Annotated in this window: 19 protein-coding genes; 12 read left to right on the forward strand and 7 right to left on the reverse strand. The window is 68.1% G+C overall.

The annotated features are described in order from the left end of the window. Positions 1 to 544: 544 nt before the first annotated feature. On the forward strand, positions 545 to 1,036 hold the full coding sequence (locus tag AB0B64_RS41305) for a hypothetical protein (RefSeq protein ID WP_357955071.1): 492 nt from the start codon (positions 545 to 547) through the stop codon (positions 1,034 to 1,036). A 59-nt stretch (positions 1,037 to 1,095) separates the two neighbouring features. Next, positions 1,096 to 1,536 (forward strand): hypothetical protein, encoded by a 441-nt coding sequence (locus tag AB0B64_RS41310; protein ID WP_358184905.1) that lies wholly within the window; start codon positions 1,096 to 1,098, stop codon positions 1,534 to 1,536. Between the two features lie 21 nt (positions 1,537 to 1,557). Here AB0B64_RS41310 and AB0B64_RS41315 read toward each other — a convergent pair whose 3' ends face one another. Next, the gene (locus AB0B64_RS41315) at positions 1,558 to 2,304 is read right to left on the reverse strand and encodes an NAD(P)-binding domain-containing protein (RefSeq protein ID WP_357955074.1); all 747 of its coding nucleotides are present in this window, start codon (positions 2,302 to 2,304) and stop codon (positions 1,558 to 1,560) included. 153 nt (positions 2,305 to 2,457) lie between these two features. Between AB0B64_RS41315 and AB0B64_RS41320 the strand changes: the two genes are divergently transcribed. The 4 genes from AB0B64_RS41320 to AB0B64_RS41335 all read left to right on the forward strand — a co-directional run bounded on the left by AB0B64_RS41320 (position 2,458) and on the right by AB0B64_RS41335 (position 5,262). Beyond that, on the forward strand, positions 2,458 to 3,288 hold the full coding sequence (locus AB0B64_RS41320) for a helix-turn-helix transcriptional regulator (protein WP_358184908.1): 831 nt from the start codon (positions 2,458 to 2,460) through the stop codon (positions 3,286 to 3,288). Between the two features lie 87 nt (positions 3,289 to 3,375). Next, positions 3,376 to 3,858: a MarR family transcriptional regulator gene (locus tag AB0B64_RS41325; protein ID WP_358184912.1), complete on the forward strand. Its 483-nt coding sequence runs from the start codon at positions 3,376 to 3,378 to the stop codon at positions 3,856 to 3,858. A gap of 35 nt (positions 3,859 to 3,893) precedes the next feature. Beyond that, positions 3,894 to 4,676: a class I SAM-dependent methyltransferase gene (locus tag AB0B64_RS41330; protein ID WP_358184915.1), complete on the forward strand. Its 783-nt coding sequence runs from the start codon at positions 3,894 to 3,896 to the stop codon at positions 4,674 to 4,676. Between the two features lie 43 nt (positions 4,677 to 4,719). Next, positions 4,720 to 5,262: an SMI1/KNR4 family protein gene (locus tag AB0B64_RS41335; RefSeq protein ID WP_358184918.1), complete on the forward strand. Its 543-nt coding sequence runs from the start codon at positions 4,720 to 4,722 to the stop codon at positions 5,260 to 5,262. 29 nt (positions 5,263 to 5,291) lie between these two features. Here the strand turns inward: AB0B64_RS41335 and AB0B64_RS41340 are convergent, their stop codons facing one another. Beyond that, positions 5,292 to 6,605, reverse strand: coding sequence for an ABC transporter permease (locus tag AB0B64_RS41340; RefSeq protein ID WP_358184921.1), 1,314 nt, complete (start codon positions 6,603 to 6,605; stop codon positions 5,292 to 5,294). Beyond that, complete coding sequence (locus tag AB0B64_RS41345; protein ID WP_358184924.1) at positions 6,602 to 7,327, reverse strand: ABC transporter ATP-binding protein; 726 nt, start codon at positions 7,325 to 7,327, stop codon at positions 6,602 to 6,604. Before AB0B64_RS41345 ends, AB0B64_RS41340 begins: the two co-directional genes overlap by 4 nt. A gap of 248 nt (positions 7,328 to 7,575) precedes the next feature. On the opposite strand from AB0B64_RS41345, the gene AB0B64_RS41350 reads away from it, so the two are divergent. From AB0B64_RS41350 to AB0B64_RS41360, 3 genes are all read left to right on the forward strand, one after another. Further along, positions 7,576 to 8,013 (forward strand): DUF4253 domain-containing protein, encoded by a 438-nt coding sequence (locus AB0B64_RS41350; RefSeq protein ID WP_358184927.1) that lies wholly within the window; start codon positions 7,576 to 7,578, stop codon positions 8,011 to 8,013. A gap of 112 nt (positions 8,014 to 8,125) precedes the next feature. After that, positions 8,126 to 8,536, forward strand: a complete 411-nt coding sequence (locus AB0B64_RS41355) for a VOC family protein (RefSeq protein WP_357955090.1) — start codon at positions 8,126 to 8,128, stop codon at positions 8,534 to 8,536. Positions 8,537 to 8,670: 134 nt separating this feature from the next. Next, positions 8,671 to 9,942, forward strand: coding sequence for an MFS transporter (locus AB0B64_RS41360; RefSeq protein ID WP_358184930.1), 1,272 nt, complete (start codon positions 8,671 to 8,673; stop codon positions 9,940 to 9,942). Between the two features lie 26 nt (positions 9,943 to 9,968). Here AB0B64_RS41360 and AB0B64_RS41365 read toward each other — a convergent pair whose 3' ends face one another. Further along, on the reverse strand, positions 9,969 to 10,940 hold the full coding sequence (locus tag AB0B64_RS41365; protein WP_358184933.1) for an SDR family NAD(P)-dependent oxidoreductase: 972 nt from the start codon (positions 10,938 to 10,940) through the stop codon (positions 9,969 to 9,971). 63 nt (positions 10,941 to 11,003) lie between these two features. Here AB0B64_RS41365 and AB0B64_RS41370 point away from each other — a divergent pair, with 63 nt between their 5' ends. Next, complete coding sequence (locus tag AB0B64_RS41370; protein ID WP_357955096.1) at positions 11,004 to 11,579, forward strand: TetR/AcrR family transcriptional regulator; 576 nt, start codon at positions 11,004 to 11,006, stop codon at positions 11,577 to 11,579. A 135-nt stretch (positions 11,580 to 11,714) separates the two neighbouring features. Here AB0B64_RS41370 and sigJ read toward each other — a convergent pair whose 3' ends face one another. The 3 genes from sigJ to AB0B64_RS41385 form a co-directional block, all read right to left on the reverse strand. Further along, positions 11,715 to 12,605, reverse strand: a complete 891-nt coding sequence (gene sigJ, locus AB0B64_RS41375; RefSeq protein WP_358184935.1) for an RNA polymerase sigma factor SigJ — start codon at positions 12,603 to 12,605, stop codon at positions 11,715 to 11,717. Then, positions 12,602 to 13,792 carry an FAD-dependent oxidoreductase gene (locus AB0B64_RS41380; RefSeq protein ID WP_358184938.1) on the reverse strand — a complete coding sequence of 397 codons (1,191 nt, stop codon included), beginning with the start codon at positions 13,790 to 13,792 and terminating at the stop codon, positions 12,602 to 12,604. Before AB0B64_RS41380 ends, sigJ begins: the two co-directional genes overlap by 4 nt. A gap of 148 nt (positions 13,793 to 13,940) precedes the next feature. Next, positions 13,941 to 14,480: a DUF1062 domain-containing protein gene (locus AB0B64_RS41385; protein ID WP_358184941.1), complete on the reverse strand. Its 540-nt coding sequence runs from the start codon at positions 14,478 to 14,480 to the stop codon at positions 13,941 to 13,943. A 558-nt stretch (positions 14,481 to 15,038) separates the two neighbouring features. Here AB0B64_RS41385 and AB0B64_RS41390 point away from each other — a divergent pair. Both AB0B64_RS41390 and AB0B64_RS41395 read left to right on the forward strand, forming a co-directional pair. Next, positions 15,039 to 16,634 (forward strand): phospholipase A2, encoded by a 1,596-nt coding sequence (locus AB0B64_RS41390; protein WP_358184944.1) that lies wholly within the window; start codon positions 15,039 to 15,041, stop codon positions 16,632 to 16,634. Between the two features lie 145 nt (positions 16,635 to 16,779). Beyond that, a complete protein-coding gene (locus tag AB0B64_RS41395; RefSeq protein ID WP_357955106.1) occupies positions 16,780 to 18,861 on the forward strand; it encodes a S8 family serine peptidase in 2,082 nt (693 codons plus the stop codon). Positions 18,862 to 18,867: the final 6 nt, after the last annotated feature.

Raw genomic sequence — 18,867 nt, forward strand, 5'->3', positions numbered from 1 at the left:
CGGCCGTAGCTACAGGAATCCCGGGCCATCACAGACCACTAACAGGACCAAGAAGTCACAGGTCGCTACCGCCAATTCCTGCACTCAGCCTCCTCGAAGGCCTCAACAAGCCGCCCTCACCCAGGCTGGTCACGCACACCCATAGGTCTCCGGCCCAGCGGCACGGTTGCTCGCGGCGACCGGTACCGACACCCGGCCGCTGGTGGACGGCCGGCTCGCCCTGAGTTCGTCCACGATGCGGACCTGCTCGCGGCGGCCGACCGCCACGCAGCGAGTGTGCGCCGACTGCGGTGCCCAGTGTCAGCAGGGCCTCGCCGTACGCGGGCAGAGGCCGCGGTGCGTGGCCTGCAACCACATCGCCCTCCTGGTCGCCGAACAGATCAAGCTCCGCGAACGTCGCGCGGTGCTGACCACCTGGGGCGCGCGGCCTCCTGGACGCCCACGCCACGGCGGTGGTCTGGGCCCGGGTGCGGCCCCTCGACACTACAGCCGCCGCCGGGCGAAGATCAGAAGAGTTCGGTTTGCCTTTCTGCGGGAGGAAGAAGTGAGCGAGTACCCCCAGGATCGCCTGTACGCCGGTGAGCTGCACATGTGGGGCAACGGGGAGTGGTTCAAGCGCAACAGGAAGCTGGACACGCCTGGCGACCGGGTGAGGGTCGGCTTCACCACCTTCTTCATAGGTCAGATCCCCGACAGAGGGCTGCAGGTGCGGTTGCCTGAGGTAGGTAGCTACGTCGAGCTGGGTGACTACTTCGGTCGGGTCAGCTGGAGTCAGGAGGGGAATGCTGATTCTGACGAGGAGTGGGAGGACGGGGATGCTGCTCCTGACGAGGACTGGAGCGATTTCTGCGCACCAGTCGAGGCGAAAGTCGTCGCCGTCAACACCGAGCTCGCCAACACTCCTGAGCTACTCATCAGGGACCCCTACGGCGAGGGCTGGCTGTTTGAGATGGAGATCCATGACCACAACCCCAAGTCCGATTTCAATTGGGACGCGGACGGTTACGCCGAGTTCATCGCCCAGGACATCGACTAGACCGGCAATCTCCGGGAGTACCTCACGTATATGAGCCTCCATGAGGTGGCGCCTGCCCCGTGATCGCGTTCGCGCTCTCGCTGCGATACCGCGCCGTCGCCCCGGCCTGCGTGACCGCCGCCACTGCCGCCAACAAAGGCCTGCTCGCCGGCCCGCTCCAATACGTCAGGGCGGCCGTGGTGGTCGCCGCGCTCGTCGTGCTCGGCCTGCGCCCGCGTCCCAGCGTCCCCATGGCCGAGGGGAAGGCGCCCAGCCCCTGGGCGGTGTTCGCCACGGTCGGCGCGCTGGTGGCCCGCTGGTCGCATCGCTCCGGCTGGTCGGACGTGCACCGGCTGGCGCTCGCGGCGGGGGCCATGCTCACGTACGCGTGGCACTCGTTCCCATGGGAGCCGGTCACGACCGAGCCCGTGAGCCAGGCGGTCGACCTGACCAGCAACGCCATCTCGACGGTCGGCGCGATCGTCCTGCTGGTGATCGCGGCTCGCCGGGTCTCCACGTGACCAGCCGGAAGGACGGCTGACTCAGTCGTCGCTCGGGAGCCTGGCCGCCCCGGCCGGTTGGCGAATCGCGATCTCGACGAGCTTGCCGACCTGCGCTGCGGGAACGGCGACGCCGGGTGTCTGGACGGTCCAGCGGAGGAAGGCCTCAACGTTCATGGCGGGCGTCTCGCCGAGATAGGGGTGGATATATACCGGCGTGTTCGGTTCGCTGCGCCAGCTGTCGGCAAGCGGGCCGATGTCCACCCCGTCATAGCCGAGGACGTCCAGCAGCCGGATGGTCTCTGCCTTGGCCGCCGCGTCGTCGCCGGCGATGGGCAGGGCGCTGCGGTCCGGCGCTCCCGTCGGCCGGGCGAGGGAGAACAACTGGTGCGGGGTGATGGTGTTGAACACCTTGACCACCTGGGAGTCCGCGAGGTGGCGCTGGATCAGCGCGCTTGAGGTCAGTTCACCCGCGTCCAGCTCGGCCAGGTGGCCGTCCCGCTCGGGGTAGTAGTTCGCCGTGTCCAGCACCGTCTTGCCGGCCAGCGCTTCGGCGGGGAGCCGCTCGTAGGCGTTCAGCGGGATGGCCGCCACCACCAGGTCCGCGGCGCGTGCCGCTTCTGCCGGTGTGGCCGCACGTGCACCCCCGCCCAGCTCGGCGACGAGATCGGCGAGGGTCTCGGGCTCTCGCGAATTGCTGAGGACAACCTCGAGGCCGGCCGCGATGGCCAGGCGGGCAACGGAAGAACCGATCATTCCGCTGCCGATGAGTCCGAGCGTTTTGGACATGACTTGTCTCCATTCATTCGGGTGGATGCCGGGACAGGAGCTCGTGGGTGGCTCGCCTGACAGCGTGGAGCCGCCGCGATCGTCCGGCCAGGCCCGTGTCCTGCGTACTCACGGCGTGATCACCCGCCGCACGCCCAGACGTAGGGTTGTCGCGTGGACGACCGGATCGAGCTGAGCGAGTTCCTCAAGTCGCGCCGTGCCCGCCTGCGCCCGGAGGACGTCGGGCTGCGCGACTACGGCCGAGCGCGCCGGGTCGCGGGCCTGAGGCGTGAGGAGCTGGCCCGGCTGGCGGGCGTGAGCATCGCCCACTACACGCGTCTGGAACAGGGCAAAGGCGACAGCGTCTCGGACGAGATCTTGGGCGCCGTCGGCGCGGCGCTGCGCCTGGACACCGACGAACTGACGTACCTGCACCGGGTAGCACGGCGTCCCCAGCCGTGCGCGGGTGCCGGAGACCCGTCGGAGGTGCCTCTTGGCTTTCGTCACCTGTTGGCGTCGTTCGTGACGACGCCGGCGCTGGTGATCGGCCGGCACACCCAGATCGTCGGCTGGAACCAACTCGCCGTGGTGGTGTTCGGGGACTTCCCCGCGTTGGCCGAGAACCGCCGCACGCTCTCGCACCTGCTGTTCACCGAGCCCTCCGCGCGTCTGCTGCACCGCACCGGTTGGGAGCGGGCGGCGCGCGAGCACGTGGGGCATCTACGCGTTCTGCTCGGGCGCCATCGCGGGGACGCCGGACTCGCGGCGCACATCGGCGACATGCGGGAACTGAGCGCGGACTTCGCGCGGATATGGGCCGAGCATCCCGTCGCGCGCCTGCGGTCCCGGACGTACGTGCTGCACCACCCGGTCGTGGGCGAACTGACCCTGCACCGCGAGCTCATCACGCTGCCCGACGAACCGTCGTGCTGCGGGCTGGACCTGTACGCCGCCGAGCCGGGCTCGGGAACTGAGCAGGCACTGAAAGAACTCGGGAGCTTGTAGGCCGCGTGCCTGTCCCCTCCGGCGCCAAGCGCGTATAGTTCGTTAAGATTCTTCTTAACGATCGATGCTATATAGGCGGTAGATGCGGTGACCGAGATCTCCCCGGACGAGGCCGAGTTCGTTGACCGGCTCGGGCTGTTCTTCGAGATGGTGGGCGGTCCCCGCACGATGGGACGGATCTACGGCTGGCTGATGATCTGTGATCCGCCGCAGCAGTCGCTGACCGAACTGGCGGCCGCGCTCGGGGTGAGCAAGCCGTCGATCAGCACCGTCATCCGGCCCATGCAGGAAGGCGGCCTGGTGGAGCGGCTGCCCTCCTCGACCCGCGAGCACCGTTACCGGCTCACACCCGGCGGTTTCACCCGCGTGCTGCAGGTCCAGCTGGATCGCATGCGGGCCGGTGCGGAGGCGGCCGAGTTCGGGCTGTCGGTGATCGGGGAGGGCCGCCCGGAGCAACGGGACCATCTCGAAGAGCTCCGCGACTTCTGCGAGTTCTCCGCCACCGAGGTCCACGACGAATTCATGCGGCGGTGGGAGGACTACCGCGCGACAAAAAGGAGAGGGCGATGAGAGAGAAGGTAGACTTCACCGGCGTGGAGCGGACGATGCTCGCCACCCTGTATCTCCGGGCCTGGGAAAGTCGTTCGAAGGATTCGATTCTCCGGGATCACGTCGCGGCCGGGGTCGTGGATCGTATCGACTACGACTTCGGCAAATTGATGCTACGCGGCGGGGCGGGCAACCGGTTCATGCTGGCATTGCGCGCCAGGCAACTCGACGATTGGACCGCCGATTTCCTCCGCCGGCATCCGGACGCCGTCGTGCTGCACCTGGGCTGCGGGCTGGACAGCCGGGCGTTCCGGCTCGACCTGCCGGTCGGTGTCCGCTGGTTCGACGTCGACCTTCCCGATGTCATCGACCTGCGCCGCAAGCTCTATCCGGAGCTGGACGGGTACCGCACCATCGGCTCCTCGGTCACCGAAACGAGGTGGCTGGACGAGATTCCCACGGAGTATCCGGTGCTGGTCATCGCCGAAGGGCTGCTGATGTATCTCACCGAAAACGAGAACAAGCGGCTGCTCCAACAATTAACCGACCGTTTCGGCAGCGGAGAATTACTGTTCGATGGATTCGCCCCATGGGTCGTTCGCCTGACACAGCGGATGTCGAAGAGGCTGGCCCGCAAGGGATATCCGTCCTACTCGTCGGCGATTCGGGACCGCCGGGAGATCGAGCGGTGGAATCCGCGATTCAGGTATCTCGAGGACGTCCCCTTCGCCTCGCTGTACGCGAAGATTCCCGTGCGCGTTTACCGCGTCACGTACCGCCTCATGAACATGATCCCCGCGTCCAGAGACTTCTACCGGATGTTCCGCTTCGGTTTCTGACCGCGCCGGGCACCAGACCCGATTGATCGTTTAATCTTTCCGGGTGACGGACACACCTGAAGGTCTCGCGTTGCCCACTGCCCTGGCCGAGGTGGCTGAGGTCGGCTTCGAGTGGGAGTGGGACGAGGAGACCGACGAGACCCGCGGCTGCGACTTCGAGCCATACGATCACTTCGAGGAGCCTGACCGGACGGCGTGGTGGTTCCGCCTGTGGACCGGCAACCAAGAGGTCGACGGCGGCGAGTTCCGCTTCTTCGGCACGACCGGGTCGGGCGACTACACCGGCTTCTGGCTGGTACGGCCCGATGCCGCGATCAACGAGCAGCCCGTTGTCTACATCGGGTCGGAGGGTGAGTCAGGTGTGATCGCCCGGGATCTCGGCGATCTCCTCTGGCTGTTCGCCGCCGGGCTGGGCCCCGCCGAGGCCTTCACGGACCCCGGCTCCCCCACCGAGCCGAATGAGGCCTTCCAAACGATCGCCGAGCGACACGCACCCGGCCGCCGCCGTACCCCCAGGCAGATCGTCGCTGCCGCCCGAGCCGAGTTCCCGCAGTTCACGGATCTCATCGACGCGATGTGTCGCTGAGTGAGACTCACTTGGCCTTAGCTCGCCGGTCAAAGGGTCAGCAGCGACCCGTGCCGTGCTCTCCGTGTGGCGGCCAGTCCTCCGGCCAGGCCGCTCACAGCGCAGACCAGCACCAGCCCGGCGTACTGCGGCAGGGAGTAGGCGAACCACGCCTCGCCGGTCGCGGCCTTGCCGAGCGCGGTGAGCGAGGCGGCGGCGATGCCCGTTCCGAGCAGCGTCCCGGCGCACGTCACGATCAGCGTCTCCCAGCACACCGCCCTGACCAGCTGCCGAGGCTTGGTCCCCACGCTGCGCAGCAGCCGGATCTCCTCGGTCCGCTCGGCCATCGACATGGCCGTCGCGTTGAGCACCGAGATCACGGTGTAGACCACCGCCGACCCCACCAGCATCGGAGCCGCCCACGCCGACGCACCGGTACGGGTGACACCCGCCGCCGCGTCGGAGGTCGCCACGGCGAACAGGAAGGTGCACGCCAGCGCCACGGTCAACATCACCGGAGACGCCGCCGACATCGCCCGGCGCGGCTGAGCGACCAGTGAGGACCTGGCCAGCATCCCGGCACCCGGATCGAGCCGGGCCGCCACGGCTCCGAGCAGCCACCCCATCCCACGCAGCGCGACGGGGCCCAGCGCGGATGCGGCCACGCACAGCACCATCGTCGCCCCCAGCGCGGTCGGCGCCGCGTCCTTCGGCCTGACGTGCGGTACGAGCCACAACAGCACGGTGCCGCCGCCCAACGCCGCCGCTCCGATGACGGCCCTGGTCCAGGGCAGCAGCCGCCGCTGCGCCGCACTGTCCCGTAGCACCTCCAGCGGGCCCACACCTACAGCCTTGCGCGCCGCGATCCGGGCCGCCAGCAGCGTCACCGCCAGCCCGACCACCAGCGCCACGATGAACGGCCCCGCCGTCACTTTCACCGGTACGCCTCCGGGCGCCAGTCCGGTCATCCGCATGAACGCCGCCATCATCACGGCGTACGGCACGGCCAGCGCGCAGCCCGCCGCACTCGCCAGCACGGCCACCACCAGCGCCTCCGCCGTGACCAGCCGGCTCACCTGCCGCGGCGTCATGCCGACCGAGCGCAGCAGTGCCAAGGTCCTGCGCTGCCTCAGCACGTGCAGACTCAGCATGCCCGCGACCACGAAGACCGACACGAACCCCGACACCACGGCCGACAACACCAGCAACCCCATGACGCCGTTCGACTCGTCATGTGTGGACGCGCCGGCGACCACTAGGCCGCTACCGCCCACCAGCATCACGGCCAAGGCCACCGCCGTGAACGAAGCGGCGAAGCCCATCCGATTGGTTCGTACGTTGTTCCAGGCCAGCACGAGTGTCACCGGCGACCACTCAACCGCATGCCGATCTGGTCCGCCGAGGGCCGGTCCAGGACGTCGACGATCATCCCGTCGGTCAGGAACAGCACGCGGTCCGCCCGGGCCGCCGCCTCCGGATCATGGGTGACCATCACCACCGTCTGGCCGAATTCGTCGACCGCCTCCCGCAGCAGTGCCAGCACCTCGTGCCCGGTGCGGCGGTCCAGCGCTCCCGTCGGCTCGTCGGCGAACAGCACCTCCGGCCTGCCGAGCAGGGCGCGGGCGATCGCCACCCGCTGCTGCTGGCCACCGGACAGCTGCGCCGGGCGATGCCCCTCCCGCCTGGCCAGGCCGACCCGGTGCAGCAACTCGCGCACGCGTGACGGGTCGGGCCGCTGCCTGGCCAGACGGCGGGGCAGGATCACGTTCTGCCACGCAGTCAGCGAGGGCACCAGGTTGAACGCTTGGAAGATGACGCCGACCCGGTCGCGGCGGAGCACCGCCAGCTCCTTCTCCCCCAGGCGGGTGATGTCCTGCCCGGCGATCAGGACCGTGCCCGAGTCCGGCCGGTCCAGCCCGGCCGCGCACTGCAGCAGCGTGCTCTTCCCTGACCCCGACGGGCCCATCACCGCGGTGAAACTGCCGCGCGGGAACCCGACACTGATCTGCCGCAGCGCGGCCACCTCGGCAGCACCTTTTCCATATGTCCTGGTCACTCCCTCAAGGAGAACCGCGTGATCGCTCATGATCGGCAAGCGTGCCGCAGCGCGTCGATCATCGCCCATCAGGTATCTCCCTGATCGGTCCCTGAGGCTCGCCGCACGCCTCCTGAGGGTGCGTCGTTCGTCGCGACAAGACCGGCCTTACCCGCTGCTGCTGGACGAGCTCCGAGACGGCTCCGGACGACCGTGGCACGACGGCGAACTCAATGCCGCGCCGATCGGTGCCATCGACGCGCTGACCGCCGAGAACGTACTGGTCGGGTTCTGGACCGATGGCTCGCTCGGCCCTTGGCCCGGACTGGCGCCGCCGGGCGTGCCGGGCCGGGATCCTGACACGGCTGCCGCTGCTCGCCGAGTCCCTCGGCGCGGCCCGCCCTCGGCTGCTCGGCCTGGTCCCAGCCACACGCGGCGCGGACACGCTGACGCTGTGCGGATGGACCGGGCCGCTCAACCACACCAACGAAACGGAGGAGATCTCGGCCGTGGTCCGTTCGTGGGAAGAGCGGTTCGGGGCTCGTGTGGTGACCGTGGATTACAGCACGCTTGAGCTGTCCGTGGCCGCACCACCGACCACGCTCGAGCACGCCCGCCAGGTGGCGGCCGAGCATGAGGCGTTCGCCCCGGACACCATCTGGCAGGGCTGCGGAGACTTCGAGGACTATGCCGAAGCGCTGGTCGGCTCCGGCGATTGGTCCTTCTGGTGGGACTGACATCTCGGCCGGTGACCCTCAAGCTCCAGAGGCAAGCGACGGCGGAACAGGTGAACGGACCGGTCAGGAATCGAGAAGCGCGGGTAACCGAGCCGCGCCTAGCCTGACCGCTATGGGTATCACCATTCACGCGAGCTTCCTGCCGCACGACGACCCCGATCTCTCCCTGGCCTTCTACCGCGACATCCTCGGCTTCGAGGTGCGCGATGACGTCGGATACGACGGGAAGCGCTGGATCACGGTCGGCCCCGCCGACCAGCCCGGCACGTCCATCGTCCTGGAGCCTCCGGTCGTGGACCCCGGCGTCACCGACGACGAGCGCCGCACCATCGTCGAGATGATGGCCAAGGGCACCTATGCCGGAATCCTTCTGGCCACCGCCGACCTGGACGGTGCCTTCGAGCGGGCGCAGGCCGGCGGCGCCGAGGTCGTCCAGGAGCCGACCGAGCAGCCGTACGGCGTCCGCGACTGCGCCTTCCGCGATCCCGCGGGCAACCTCATCCGCATCCAGGAGTCGCGCTGAGCCTCGACCGGGCCGGGCCGGCTGACGACCGGCGACGGCAGTTCGCTGAGCCGACCGGAACGGTGAGATCATCGACCCGGCACTGACCGGACGTTCGAGACGACTCTCAGACTCTGAGGAGGAGACCAGCCCACATGCCCACCGGAGCGACCCCTGAGGCCAACCGGTCCTACCGCGCGGTGCTGCGCGACCGCCAGATGGCCGGGCTCCTGCTGGGCGACCTCCTGGCCAATGCCGGTACGGGCATGATCATCGTGGCCATGCCCGTACAGACGCTGTCCATCCACGGCAGTGTGCCGAAGGCGATCGCCATCGGGCTGGTGGAGGCGGCGCCGTTCGTCCTGTCCACCATCCTCGCCCTGGCCATCGGACTGGGGCGGGTGAGGGTGCCGCCGCGAACCCTCCTGCTCGCCGACTGTGTCCTACGGTCGCTGACCTTCGCCATCCTCGGCGTCTTGGCCGTCACCGAGCGACTTTCACTGCCCGTGCTGATCGTGGGTCTCCTGTTCGGCGCGACGTTCCGGATGGCCGGCTCAAGCAGCCGGCGTCTGCTGGCGACGTCCATCGCGGGTGAGAGCGGGCGGTTCGCGGTCAACGGCTTACTCGGGCTGAATTCCACGTTCGCGCTCTACATCGTCGGCCCGGTGCTGGGCGGAGTGATCGTGGCGTCCACCGGCGCGGGCGTCGCGCTCTTCTTCGACGCGTGTGGTGCGCTGATCCTGCTGGCCGCCGTCCTGATATCCGTTCCCCGAGCCACCAAAGATCGTGACGCGCCTGGTCGCGCGGGAGTCCGCGAATCGGGCTGGCGGATCCTGCGTCGCCGACCGGTCGCCGCGCGGCTGCTGGTGGTCGAGTTCTTCTTCAACTTCTTCTACATGCCGATCGAGGTGGCGCTTCCCCTGTACGTACGCGGGACGCTGAACGCCGACGCGTCCGCTCTGGGTCTCATGTGGGGCGCGCTGGGCATGGGCGCATTCGTGGGCGCCGCTCTCGTCAATCAATTGCGCAACCTTCCACAGCGTCATGTGCTGATCGCCATCATCGGCCTGTGGGCGATGTGCCCGGTCGCTCTGGCGTTCGTCGGCGATCTCACTCTCGCGCTGATCGTCTTTGGCCTGGGCGGCCTGGTGTGGGCGCCGTTCACGCCTGTCGCGTACAGCTTCCTGCAATCGGGGCTCGAGCCCGACGAGCAACAGCAGGTCGTCACGCTGTGGACGACCGGCTCCACGGTGGCCGCCCCGCTCGGCCTGATCGTCGGCGGACCACTGATCGAGCTGGCCGGGAGCACCGGAGGGCTGGTGTTGTCCGGTGGGCTGACACTGCTGCTGCTCCCGATCGCGGCATTGGCTGTGCTCAGGCGCGCACCCGGGTCGATCGCACATTCCACGCGCGATCGGGTGCGGTAAACGGACCTGTCACCAGTGTCGAGAGGTCAGACGCGGAGCAGATCGGTCGAGACCGTCCAGAGGCGCTTGGCGGTGGTGGGATCGAGCGCCCATTCCTTGACACCGTGGGGGTGCTGTGCGAGGTCGGCGTCGTCCGGCACGGTGTAGGCCTCCTGCGCGTCGTCGAGGTAGTGGCCTCCGGAGTGAGCGAACTCCGGGGCGACGGCCGCAACGATGCTGGTGGCGGCTCCCTGCTCGACCGTTTTGTAGGTGAAGACTCCGGCGGCCTCGGCCGCATCGAGCGACGCCTTCTGCCGCGCGGTGAAGTTCCGCTGCAGTCCCGTCGCGACACCGCCGGGGTTCACCGTATTGGTGATGATGCCGTCGGATGCCCAACGGCGGGTCGCCTCGACAGCGAAGAGAGAGTTCGCCGTCTTCGATTGGGCGTAGGCGATCTGCGGGTCGTAGTTGCGACGCTCGAAGTGGAGGTCGTCGAAGTCGATGCCGGAACGCATGTGCGCTGTCGAACTGACCGAGACGATCCGTGCTCCGTCGCGGTCGGTCGCTCCCATGGCCAGGGCGTCGTGAAGGCCGGAAGCCAGGGCGAAGTGGCCTAGATGGTTCGTCGCGAATTGCAGTTCCCAGCCCTCGGGCGTCCGTTCGAGACCACCGGTGACCACGCCCGCGTTGTTGATCAGCAAGTGAAGCGGGCCGTTCCACGCGTCGACGAATCGCGTGATGGTGGTCCTATCGGCGAGGTCGAGCCGGACGACTCGGGGCCGGATCCCGCCGGTCGACTTCGCGATCGTCTCGGCGACGGCGTCACCCGCGGTCGTGTTTCGGACAACGAGCGTCACTTCCGCTCCGGCAGAGGTCAACGCACGAGCCGTCTCGGTCCCGATTCCAGAGGAACCTCCGGTCACGATCGCGCGGACGCCGGTGAGATCGACGCCCCGTAGCACCTCGGCGGCGGTGCTGGAAGAGGTGAAGGGCGTGGAAATGAGTTTAGGAGTGGTCATGGCGGCGACTATACAGACTAGACAATATTTGTATAGTTAGCTTCTCGCTCGTATGCTCGCTTCATGAGCAGTCCCGAGGTTGGTCACCCGCCGCCGTCGACAGTCGCCGATACCGACCGTCGGTCCATGGTTCTGGACTCCGCCATGGTCACGTTCGCGCGATTCGGTTACCGGAAGACCTCGATGGAGGAGGTGGCGCGGGCGGCGCATATCTCCCGGCCTGGGCTCTATTTCCTCTTTTCCGCGAAGGAGACTCTGTTCCGTGCCGCAGTTGCCCAGGCATTGGATCGCGACATCACAGCGGTCGAACGCGTCCTGGCCGACACCGGCCGACCCCTTCTGGAGCGTCTCGTCGAAGCGTTCGATCAGTGGGCGGGCCGCTACATCGGCCCGCTGACGAGCGATGTCGCGGTGGTCATCGAGGACAATCCCGACCTCCTCGGAGAGATCATCGAGACCCCGCGGCGCCGTTTCGAGGAACTGATCACAGACGCGATCGCCATAAAGTCGGGACGAGAGGCGGCTTCCCCGGTCGCGCAGACGATGATCAGCGCATCGATCGGCATCAAGCATCAAATCGCATCACGGGAGGCCTACCTCGAACGACTGGAGGTAGCCATCGATCTCCTGCTGCGCTGAAGACGCTTGCCGAAGCCGCGCGAAGGGCCACCCGATTGCCGTCACCGCCTGCCATACGACGGTGGAAGTGCGAGACCTCAAGCCGCCGAACGTGATCCAATCCGGCGGGCTTGAGCTGGTGAAATACCTGTCCGTCTACCGGCTGATCTGACGCGGAACCGCCACCGCGAGAAGCTTGTCTGGGTTGCGGATGGCGTAGAAGTTGGTGATCTTCCCGTCGGCGATCTCGATCAGGAAGACGCCTTCCAGGCGCTCACCGCTGAGTACCAGTGCGGCCGTGTGGTTGCAGTTGACCATCTCGATCCGCAGGTCCCCCAGCCGCTCCTGGCGGAACAGGCTCATCAGGACCGCGGCCACCTTCTGCGCGCCCACCACCGGCCGGCGCGCCGCGGTGGCCTTGCCGCCGCTGTCGGCGGTCCAGATGACGTCCGGCGCGAGCAGCCAGAGCAGCCCTTCCAGGTCACCGGTGGCCGCCGCGGTCATGAACTGCTCGGTGACCCGCGCGCTGGTCGCGGCGTCGACGGGCTCGAAGCGCTGACGGCGCGCTTGTACGTGCTCGCGGGCGCGGTGCGCCACCTGCCGCACCGCCGCCACGGACTTGCCCACCGCTGTGGCGATGTCGTGGTAGCCGAAGCCGAACACGTCGCGCAGCACGAACACCGCGCGCTCATCGGGACCGAGTGTTTCGAGCAGTACGAGCATCGCCATCGACACCGACTCGGCGAGCACCACATCGGTCGAGGCGTCGTTCTCGTCGAGCAGCAGTGGCTCGGGCAGCCACGGGCCGATGTAGTCCTCGCGACGGCGCGCGCTCGCTCGCAAGGCGTTGAGCGCCTGACGGGTCACCAGCTGGGCCAGATACGACTTGGTGTCGCGCACTGTCGAGAGGTCCACGCTGGCCCAGCGCAGATAGCTGTCCTGCAGCACGTCGTCGGATTCGGTCGCCGAGCCGAGGATCTCGTAGACGATCGTGAACAGCAGCGGCCGCAACAGGGTGAACCGCTCGGCATGCTCATCGGTGCTCACGGGGAGGTGACCGCCCGCGCGGCGGAGGCCGGTTGCTCGGGACGCGGGCCGCCCTTGGGCCAGCCCATGGAACCCGGCTTGCGGGCCTCGCCGCGTATCCGCTTCGACACCACGAACTTGCAGGTCACCTCCTTGATCGCCGCGCCCATGCGGCCGCCGATGTAGACGTTGATCGCGGTGTCGTCCCTGCGGGCGAGCTGCCGTATGCCGGCGCGCCGGCCGAGGCTGACGCACGCCCCGGTGAAGGCCAGGTCGATCACCGCCGGTGCGGTCCCCGCGATGCGGCTCAGCACCGTGTCGGCGGCCCGCGCCCCGAGCGGCCCGGCGGCGTAGCCGCTCATCCGCAGCGGCCGGCCCGACGGTGCGGCGGCGTCGCCGGCCGCGACAAGGCGGTCGTCGTCGAGGCTGGTCAGCGTCTCGTCAGTGAGCAGCCGGCCGAGCGCGTCGGTGCGCAGCCCACTGGCCGCCGCCAGCTCCGGCACGCCGAAGCCAGCCGTCCAGATGGTCAGCGCGCTCGTACGCACCCCACCGTCGGCGACGACGACCGCATCCGGCCGCACCTCGCTCACCATGGCGCCCTCGAGTACCACGACACCATGCCGCGACAGCCATTTGGCGATGTATCGGCGACCAGACGCGCTGAATGTCGGTGCCAGGGTCCGGCCGCACACCAGTGTGACCCTGCGTCCTTGCTCGGCCAGTTCGGCGGCCGTCTCGATGCCGGTCAACCCGCCGCCGACCACGGTGATCGGAGCATCGACGGGTAACTCCTCCAGCCGGGCGCGCAGCCGCTGCGCGTACTCGAACTCCGCGATGTCGAACGCGAATTCGGCCGCGCCAGGCACCCCTGACGGTATGGCCCTGGTGCTGCCGACCGCGTAGATGACGTAGTCGTAGTCCAGGGTACGGCCCGACGCCAGCCGTACGGCGCGGGTGGCGGCGTCGATGCGCGTGACGCTGTCGACGACCAGGCGAACGCCCTCGCCGAGCAGCGTGCGATAGTCGATCGTGGCGTCGCCGGTACGGGCCACGAACTGGTGCAGCCGGATGCGTTCGACGAACTCCGGGCGTGGATTGACCAGGGTGATGTCGACGTCGTCGCGCGTCCGCAGACGGTTGGCCGCGAGCGTACCGGCGTAACCACCGCCGATGACCACGACCTTGTGGCGTGTGTTGTATTCGGTCATGCCCTCAGGACACCGCCGGCCCCTGGGACGTGACAGCACGCGACGTGACACGCGTCACTCCGTTCGCCAAGAACGTCGATCCGGCCAAGGCAGAACACCGCACAGCCATGTTCTGCCTTGGCGGAGAGCATCGCACCGACGCCTGGACCTACTGGACCGGCCACACCAGGACGAAGGAGAAATCCCGTTTCGTCCTGCGGTTCAGCGGGATATCAATCTTGACCCGGCGAGCGATCTCATTGCGGCTGATGCCCAGTCCATGAGGGATGAGCCGTCCGGGACGGACCGGCACGGGATCGTCGAAGGTGACCGTGATCTGAACGGGCCACGGATCCTCGGGAACGGGAGATGCGTGGAGTTCCCAGCACCCGTCCCAATCGAGCCCGAACCGGTTGCGCCGGGCGATCAACGGATCGAGAAGGGTATCGGCGACCAGGGACGGCGAGTTGTCCGAGTAACCGGCCAGAAGGCCGGCGGGCAGTGAGCGGACCGGGACGCGATCGTGGACGGTGAGCTTGCTGGTCCGGTCACAGGAAACGCAGTTGACCAGGAGCCAGACGTCGAGAAGTTTGCCGTTGGCGTTGACGCGGAACCTGCCGTCGCCGACGGTGGCGCGGCCGGAAGGGCAGGCCACGCACCGGAGGGCGAGCAGAGGCAGGCGGGTACGTCGTACGGCCCAGGGCAGCACGATATGAGGATGTGAAGACATGATCTCTCTGAAGACCTGACGAAGAGCACGGAAAACAGAGCCGACGGCGTCCGTCGGCGACCGATGCGCAGGGAAGTGTCAGGTCTAAAGAGCAGGCGGCGTCATGCGCGCGAAGTCCTCACGTAGGGGTGAGAGCCCAGCGTAGGCGACCACCATCTACAAGATCCACCCGTTTTCGCGACCCCGTCAGCAGACAGCTCTTCTGTCAGGCGGCACTCGCTTTACTGCTGTTCCGCACTCGCGAATGGCTGAATACGCCGCCAGGCCTTGCCGCAGAGTCATTATTATCCGGAGGCCCCACACGATCGCCATAAATTCGCCATAATTTCGCTATACAACCCCACCACCTGCGTGAACGCATAAATAAGACGCAGCTGAGGCATGGCTTCAATGGCGATTTAACACCGGTCTGTGGAATTGTCAATCTCTTGTCAAAGTGATTTATCCATGCTTATCCTCCAGGTGATCAAATCTCTTTCTCGGTTTTCCTGGAGGCACCACTTGCGCCGATTAGCGCTCCCAGTCGCCGTCACGGCGATGCTTATCCCCTTCCTCGCCCCCGAGGTCTCCGCCGCCACGCAGACCTCGACGGCCTCCGCCGCCCTGCTCGCCGACCCGCCGCCGGCCGACGTGCAGGAGATCGGCCCCGGCCAGTACTCCGCCGACAACCAGACCTTCAAGCTGACCGAGCTGGACGTGTCCGCGGGCGCGATCAGCCGTAAGCACGGTGTGGCTCTGGCCGGTGGCGACCTGGCCCGGCCGCAGTCGGCCCCGGCGACCCGCCCTGAGCTGGGCGTCTTCGGGCCGAGCTGGCAGGCCGAGTTCGCCGGTGGTCAGATCAACCGGAAGCTCGAGAACCAGAACGGCACCCTGGTCGTCACGGAACTCGACGACGGGACGTCGACCAGCTATCCGCTGAAGAGCAGCGTCTCCACCCCCGACGGCGGCGGCATCCAGATCTACCAGGCCGCCAACGGATCCAAGATCACCGAAACCACCAAGTGGGACGCGGTCGTCGGTGCGATGCGCACCACGACGATCGAGACGCTCGTGTCGGACGTGGGCGCCCAGGAGGCGGGCGACGACGGCTTCACCAACGCCGACGGCACTCCCGTCAGCGCCACCGACCTCCAGCCCACCTACACCTGGGCCCGGCCGGCCGGCGCGCCGAGCGCCGACCCCTGGCGGGTGACCGACGTGGGCAACACCGCTTTCGGCAAGTCCACGATCACCTACGACACCCAGGGCCGCGTCAGCACCGTCAAGGAGCCGGCCGGCGTGTCAGACCCCGCGTCCGTCACCAAGTTCACCTATGCCACGGCCACCACGGCCACCAGCACCTCCAACGGCGACTTCGCGGGCCGGCTCAAGGAGGTCTCGGTCACCTACGGGACCGAGACACCGCAGACCGAGGCGAGCTACGCCTACGACCCGAACGGTCTGCTGCGCACCGTGACCGACCCCAGCGTCGGCGCAGTACAGGGGACCTACTCCTACGACCCGGTGGGACGCCTGTCGTCGATCGAATCCGTCACCAACGGCGGTTGGCAGCTGTCCTTCCCGGCGGGCGTCGCGGCTCCCCAGGTGACCGCCACCGGCACCGACACGCCGGCCAACGGCGGGACGACCACGGGCGCGGCCGGGCTCGACGACCCCAACGCCACCGAGCCGCCGGCCGGCGACTTCCTGCCGGAGGGCGTGGACCCCCCGCAGTCCTACCCGGCGAAGTGCAGCACGGCCGCGACCTGGATGTGGTACACCAAGTCGGGCTGCTCGGCCTGGGCCTGGCACGGCGGCAAGTGGCGCAAGCCCGACTGGAAGCGCACCGCCAGCGGCTTCAAGGTCAGGGGCATCTACTACGACCACTGCACAAGCTCTCCGGACAAGCCTCACAACTTCGACTTCCGGCCGGCCTGTGACTCCCACGACTACGGGTACGGCCTGATAGCCAACAAGAGGAAGCATTACCGCTACTACCTCTCCAACGCCCATTCAAAGGCTGACGTGGACAACCGGTTCTACATCACCATGCGCGACAAGGTGTGCGGTGGCTACTTCATCCTGGTGCGGCCCGACTGCCGGGCATGGGCCTGGGTCTACTACAAGTTCGTCAAGAGGTACGGCAATCCCTGATAACCGCCCGAGCTCAACGTGACACCTGAGCTCTGACCTTTCCGGGGGACCTTCCTCCGCCGGACGGCGGCCTCGGCCGCCGTCCGGCCACCCCTCACGCCGGCGTCGTCTCCCTGCACCTCCTTCATGTAAGGCGCGGTACGTCATGAAATTGCGAGTCTTATCCTGTGTCATCGCGGCGCTGGCGACCACGGCGCTCGCGACCGGGCCGGCCAACGCGGCAGAGGCCCCGCCCACGACTCCCGCAGCGTCCGCTACGGCCACACAGCAGACCACTTCGACCGCTCAGCAGGGCACTTCGGCGGCCCCCTATGTCGAACCCCAGCTCAGCGCGCGGGTGGCGGCCGCGGGCAAGATCCGAGTGAACGTCGTCAGCAAGACCCGCGCCGACCTGCCGGACGCGGCCTCCAGCGGTCAGGTCGTCCAGCAACTGACCCGCTTCCCCGTGGTCACCCTGCACGTCGACCAGGCCGGGCTGGACCGGCTGACCAAGCTGCCCAGTGTGGTGAGCGTGACCGAGGACAAGCCGGTGCGACCGGTGCTGGCCGAGAGCGTCCCGCTGATCGGCGCCGACAAGACCAGGGCCGCGGGCAAGACGGGCGCCGGCAGCGTGGTGGCCGTGCTGGACACCGGCGTCGCGGTCAACCACCCCTTCCTCAAAGACCGGGTGCTGGAAGAGGCCTGCTTCTCCCCCATCGACGCCGACTACTCCTCCACCAGCCTGTGCCCCGACGGCACCGCCGAGCAGGAAGGGCCCGGCGCCGCCGACGCCGACCAGGGCCCCTGCGCCGACGTGGCGCTGGACTGCGACCACGGCACCCACGTGGCCGGCATCGCGGTCGGCAACGGCACGGGCGTGACCGGCGCTCCGCCGGCCGGCGTCGCGCCCGGCGCCGAGCTCGTCGCGATCCAGGTGTTCAGCAAGTTCTCCTCCGAAGACCTGTGCGGCGCGGGCGCCGCCCCGTGTGTGCTCAGTTTCACCAGCGCTCAGCTCGCCGGCCTGGAGAAAGTGCTGGAACTGAAGGACGAGGGAGTGCCGCTGGTGGCCGCCAACCTCAGCCTGGGCGGCGGCCAGTACACCGCCGCCTGCGACGGCGACCCGCGCAAGGCGATCATCGACAGCCTGCGCACCGCCGGCGTGGCCACCGTGGTCGCGGCCGGCAACGACGGCTTCGGCACCGCCGTGGCCGCCCCGGCCTGCGTGTCCTCGGCCATCACCGTCGGCGCCACCACCGACCAGGACGGCGTGGCCGCCTTCAGCAACCGCGGCGCGCTGCTGGACCTGTTCGCCCCCGGTGTGTCGATCATCTCCTCGGTGCCCGGCAACAAGTGGGCCTCCTTGAACGGCACCTCGATGGCCGCCCCGCACGTCACCGGCGCCCTGGCCGTGCTGCGCCAGGCCATGCCCGACGCCCCGCTGGCCCAGCTCGAAACCGCCTTGAAGACCACCGGCAAGGCCATCGCCTACAACGGCGTGACCACCCCACGCATCCAGGTCGACGCCGCCGTGCTCGGAAAGGCCCCTGACACCGGAGCCTGGCCCGTCCCGTACTACGAGAACATGAAGGACACCGCGATCCCCGACCACGGCACCGTGACGTCCTCCATCGCGGTCGCCGGCCTGCTCGGCAGCGCGCCCGCCACCACCGAGGTGTACGTCGACATCCACCACACCTGGCGTGGCGAGCTGAAGATCGACCTGCTCGCACCGGACGGCAAGGTCTACCCGCTGCAGGCCAACGACCCCAACGACAGCGCCGACATCCTGCACGAGACCTACCAGGTCAACGCCAGCGCGTCGCCGGCCAGCGGCACCTGGAAACTGCGCGTGCAGGACGTCGAATATCTCGACACCGGCTTCATCGACGGCTGGTCGATCCGGCTGCCCTGCTTCGGCAACTGGGACGACACCGCCATCCCCGATCCCGGTGTCGCCGAGTCCAGCATCGTCCTGGCCTGGATCAACGGCAACGCCCCCACCCGCTCCCGGGTCCACGTCGAGATCGACCACACCTGGCGCGGTGACCTGAAGCTCGACCTGGTCGCGCCGGACGGCAAGGTGTACCCATTGCGTGCCGCCGATGCCAAGGACGGCACCGACAACATCAACGAGAGTTACTGGGTGAACGCCAGCGCCTCAGCGGCCAACGGCACCTGGAAACTCCGGGCGGAGGACTTAGCCAAGGGTGACAAGGGCTTCATCAACGGATGGACCCTGACCCTGTAGAGGCAC

This window comes from Nonomuraea sp. NPDC049129 (genome assembly GCF_040648495.1).
Classification (GTDB): domain Bacteria; phylum Actinomycetota; class Actinomycetes; order Streptosporangiales; family Streptosporangiaceae; genus Nonomuraea.

Excerpts from the sequence above, each read along its gene's own strand:
- AB0B64_RS41395 (WP_357955106.1), top strand. The coding sequence starts at position 16,780 with ATGAAATTGCGAGTCTTATCCTGTGTCATCGCGGCGCTGGCGACCACG.
- AB0B64_RS41390 (WP_358184944.1), top strand. The coding sequence starts at position 15,039 with ATGCTTATCCCCTTCCTCGCCCCCGAGGTCTCCGCCGCCACGCAGACC.
- AB0B64_RS41380 (WP_358184938.1), bottom strand. The coding sequence starts at position 13,792 with ATGACCGAATACAACACACGCCACAAGGTCGTGGTCATCGGCGGTGGT.
- AB0B64_RS41370 (WP_357955096.1), top strand. The coding sequence starts at position 11,004 with ATGAGCAGTCCCGAGGTTGGTCACCCGCCGCCGTCGACAGTCGCCGAT.
- AB0B64_RS41365 (WP_358184933.1), bottom strand. The coding sequence starts at position 10,940 with ATGACCACTCCTAAACTCATTTCCACGCCCTTCACCTCTTCCAGCACC.
- AB0B64_RS41360 (WP_358184930.1), top strand. The coding sequence starts at position 8,671 with ATGCCCACCGGAGCGACCCCTGAGGCCAACCGGTCCTACCGCGCGGTG.
- AB0B64_RS41330 (WP_358184915.1), top strand. The coding sequence starts at position 3,894 with ATGCTCGCCACCCTGTATCTCCGGGCCTGGGAAAGTCGTTCGAAGGAT.
- AB0B64_RS41315 (WP_357955074.1), bottom strand. The coding sequence starts at position 2,304 with ATGTCCAAAACGCTCGGACTCATCGGCAGCGGAATGATCGGTTCTTCC.
- AB0B64_RS41345 (WP_358184924.1), bottom strand. The coding sequence starts at position 7,327 with ATGAGCGATCACGCGGTTCTCCTTGAGGGAGTGACCAGGACATATGGA.
- AB0B64_RS41355 (WP_357955090.1), top strand. The coding sequence starts at position 8,126 with ATGGGTATCACCATTCACGCGAGCTTCCTGCCGCACGACGACCCCGAT.
- AB0B64_RS41350 (WP_358184927.1), top strand. The coding sequence starts at position 7,576 with ATGGCTCGCTCGGCCCTTGGCCCGGACTGGCGCCGCCGGGCGTGCCGG.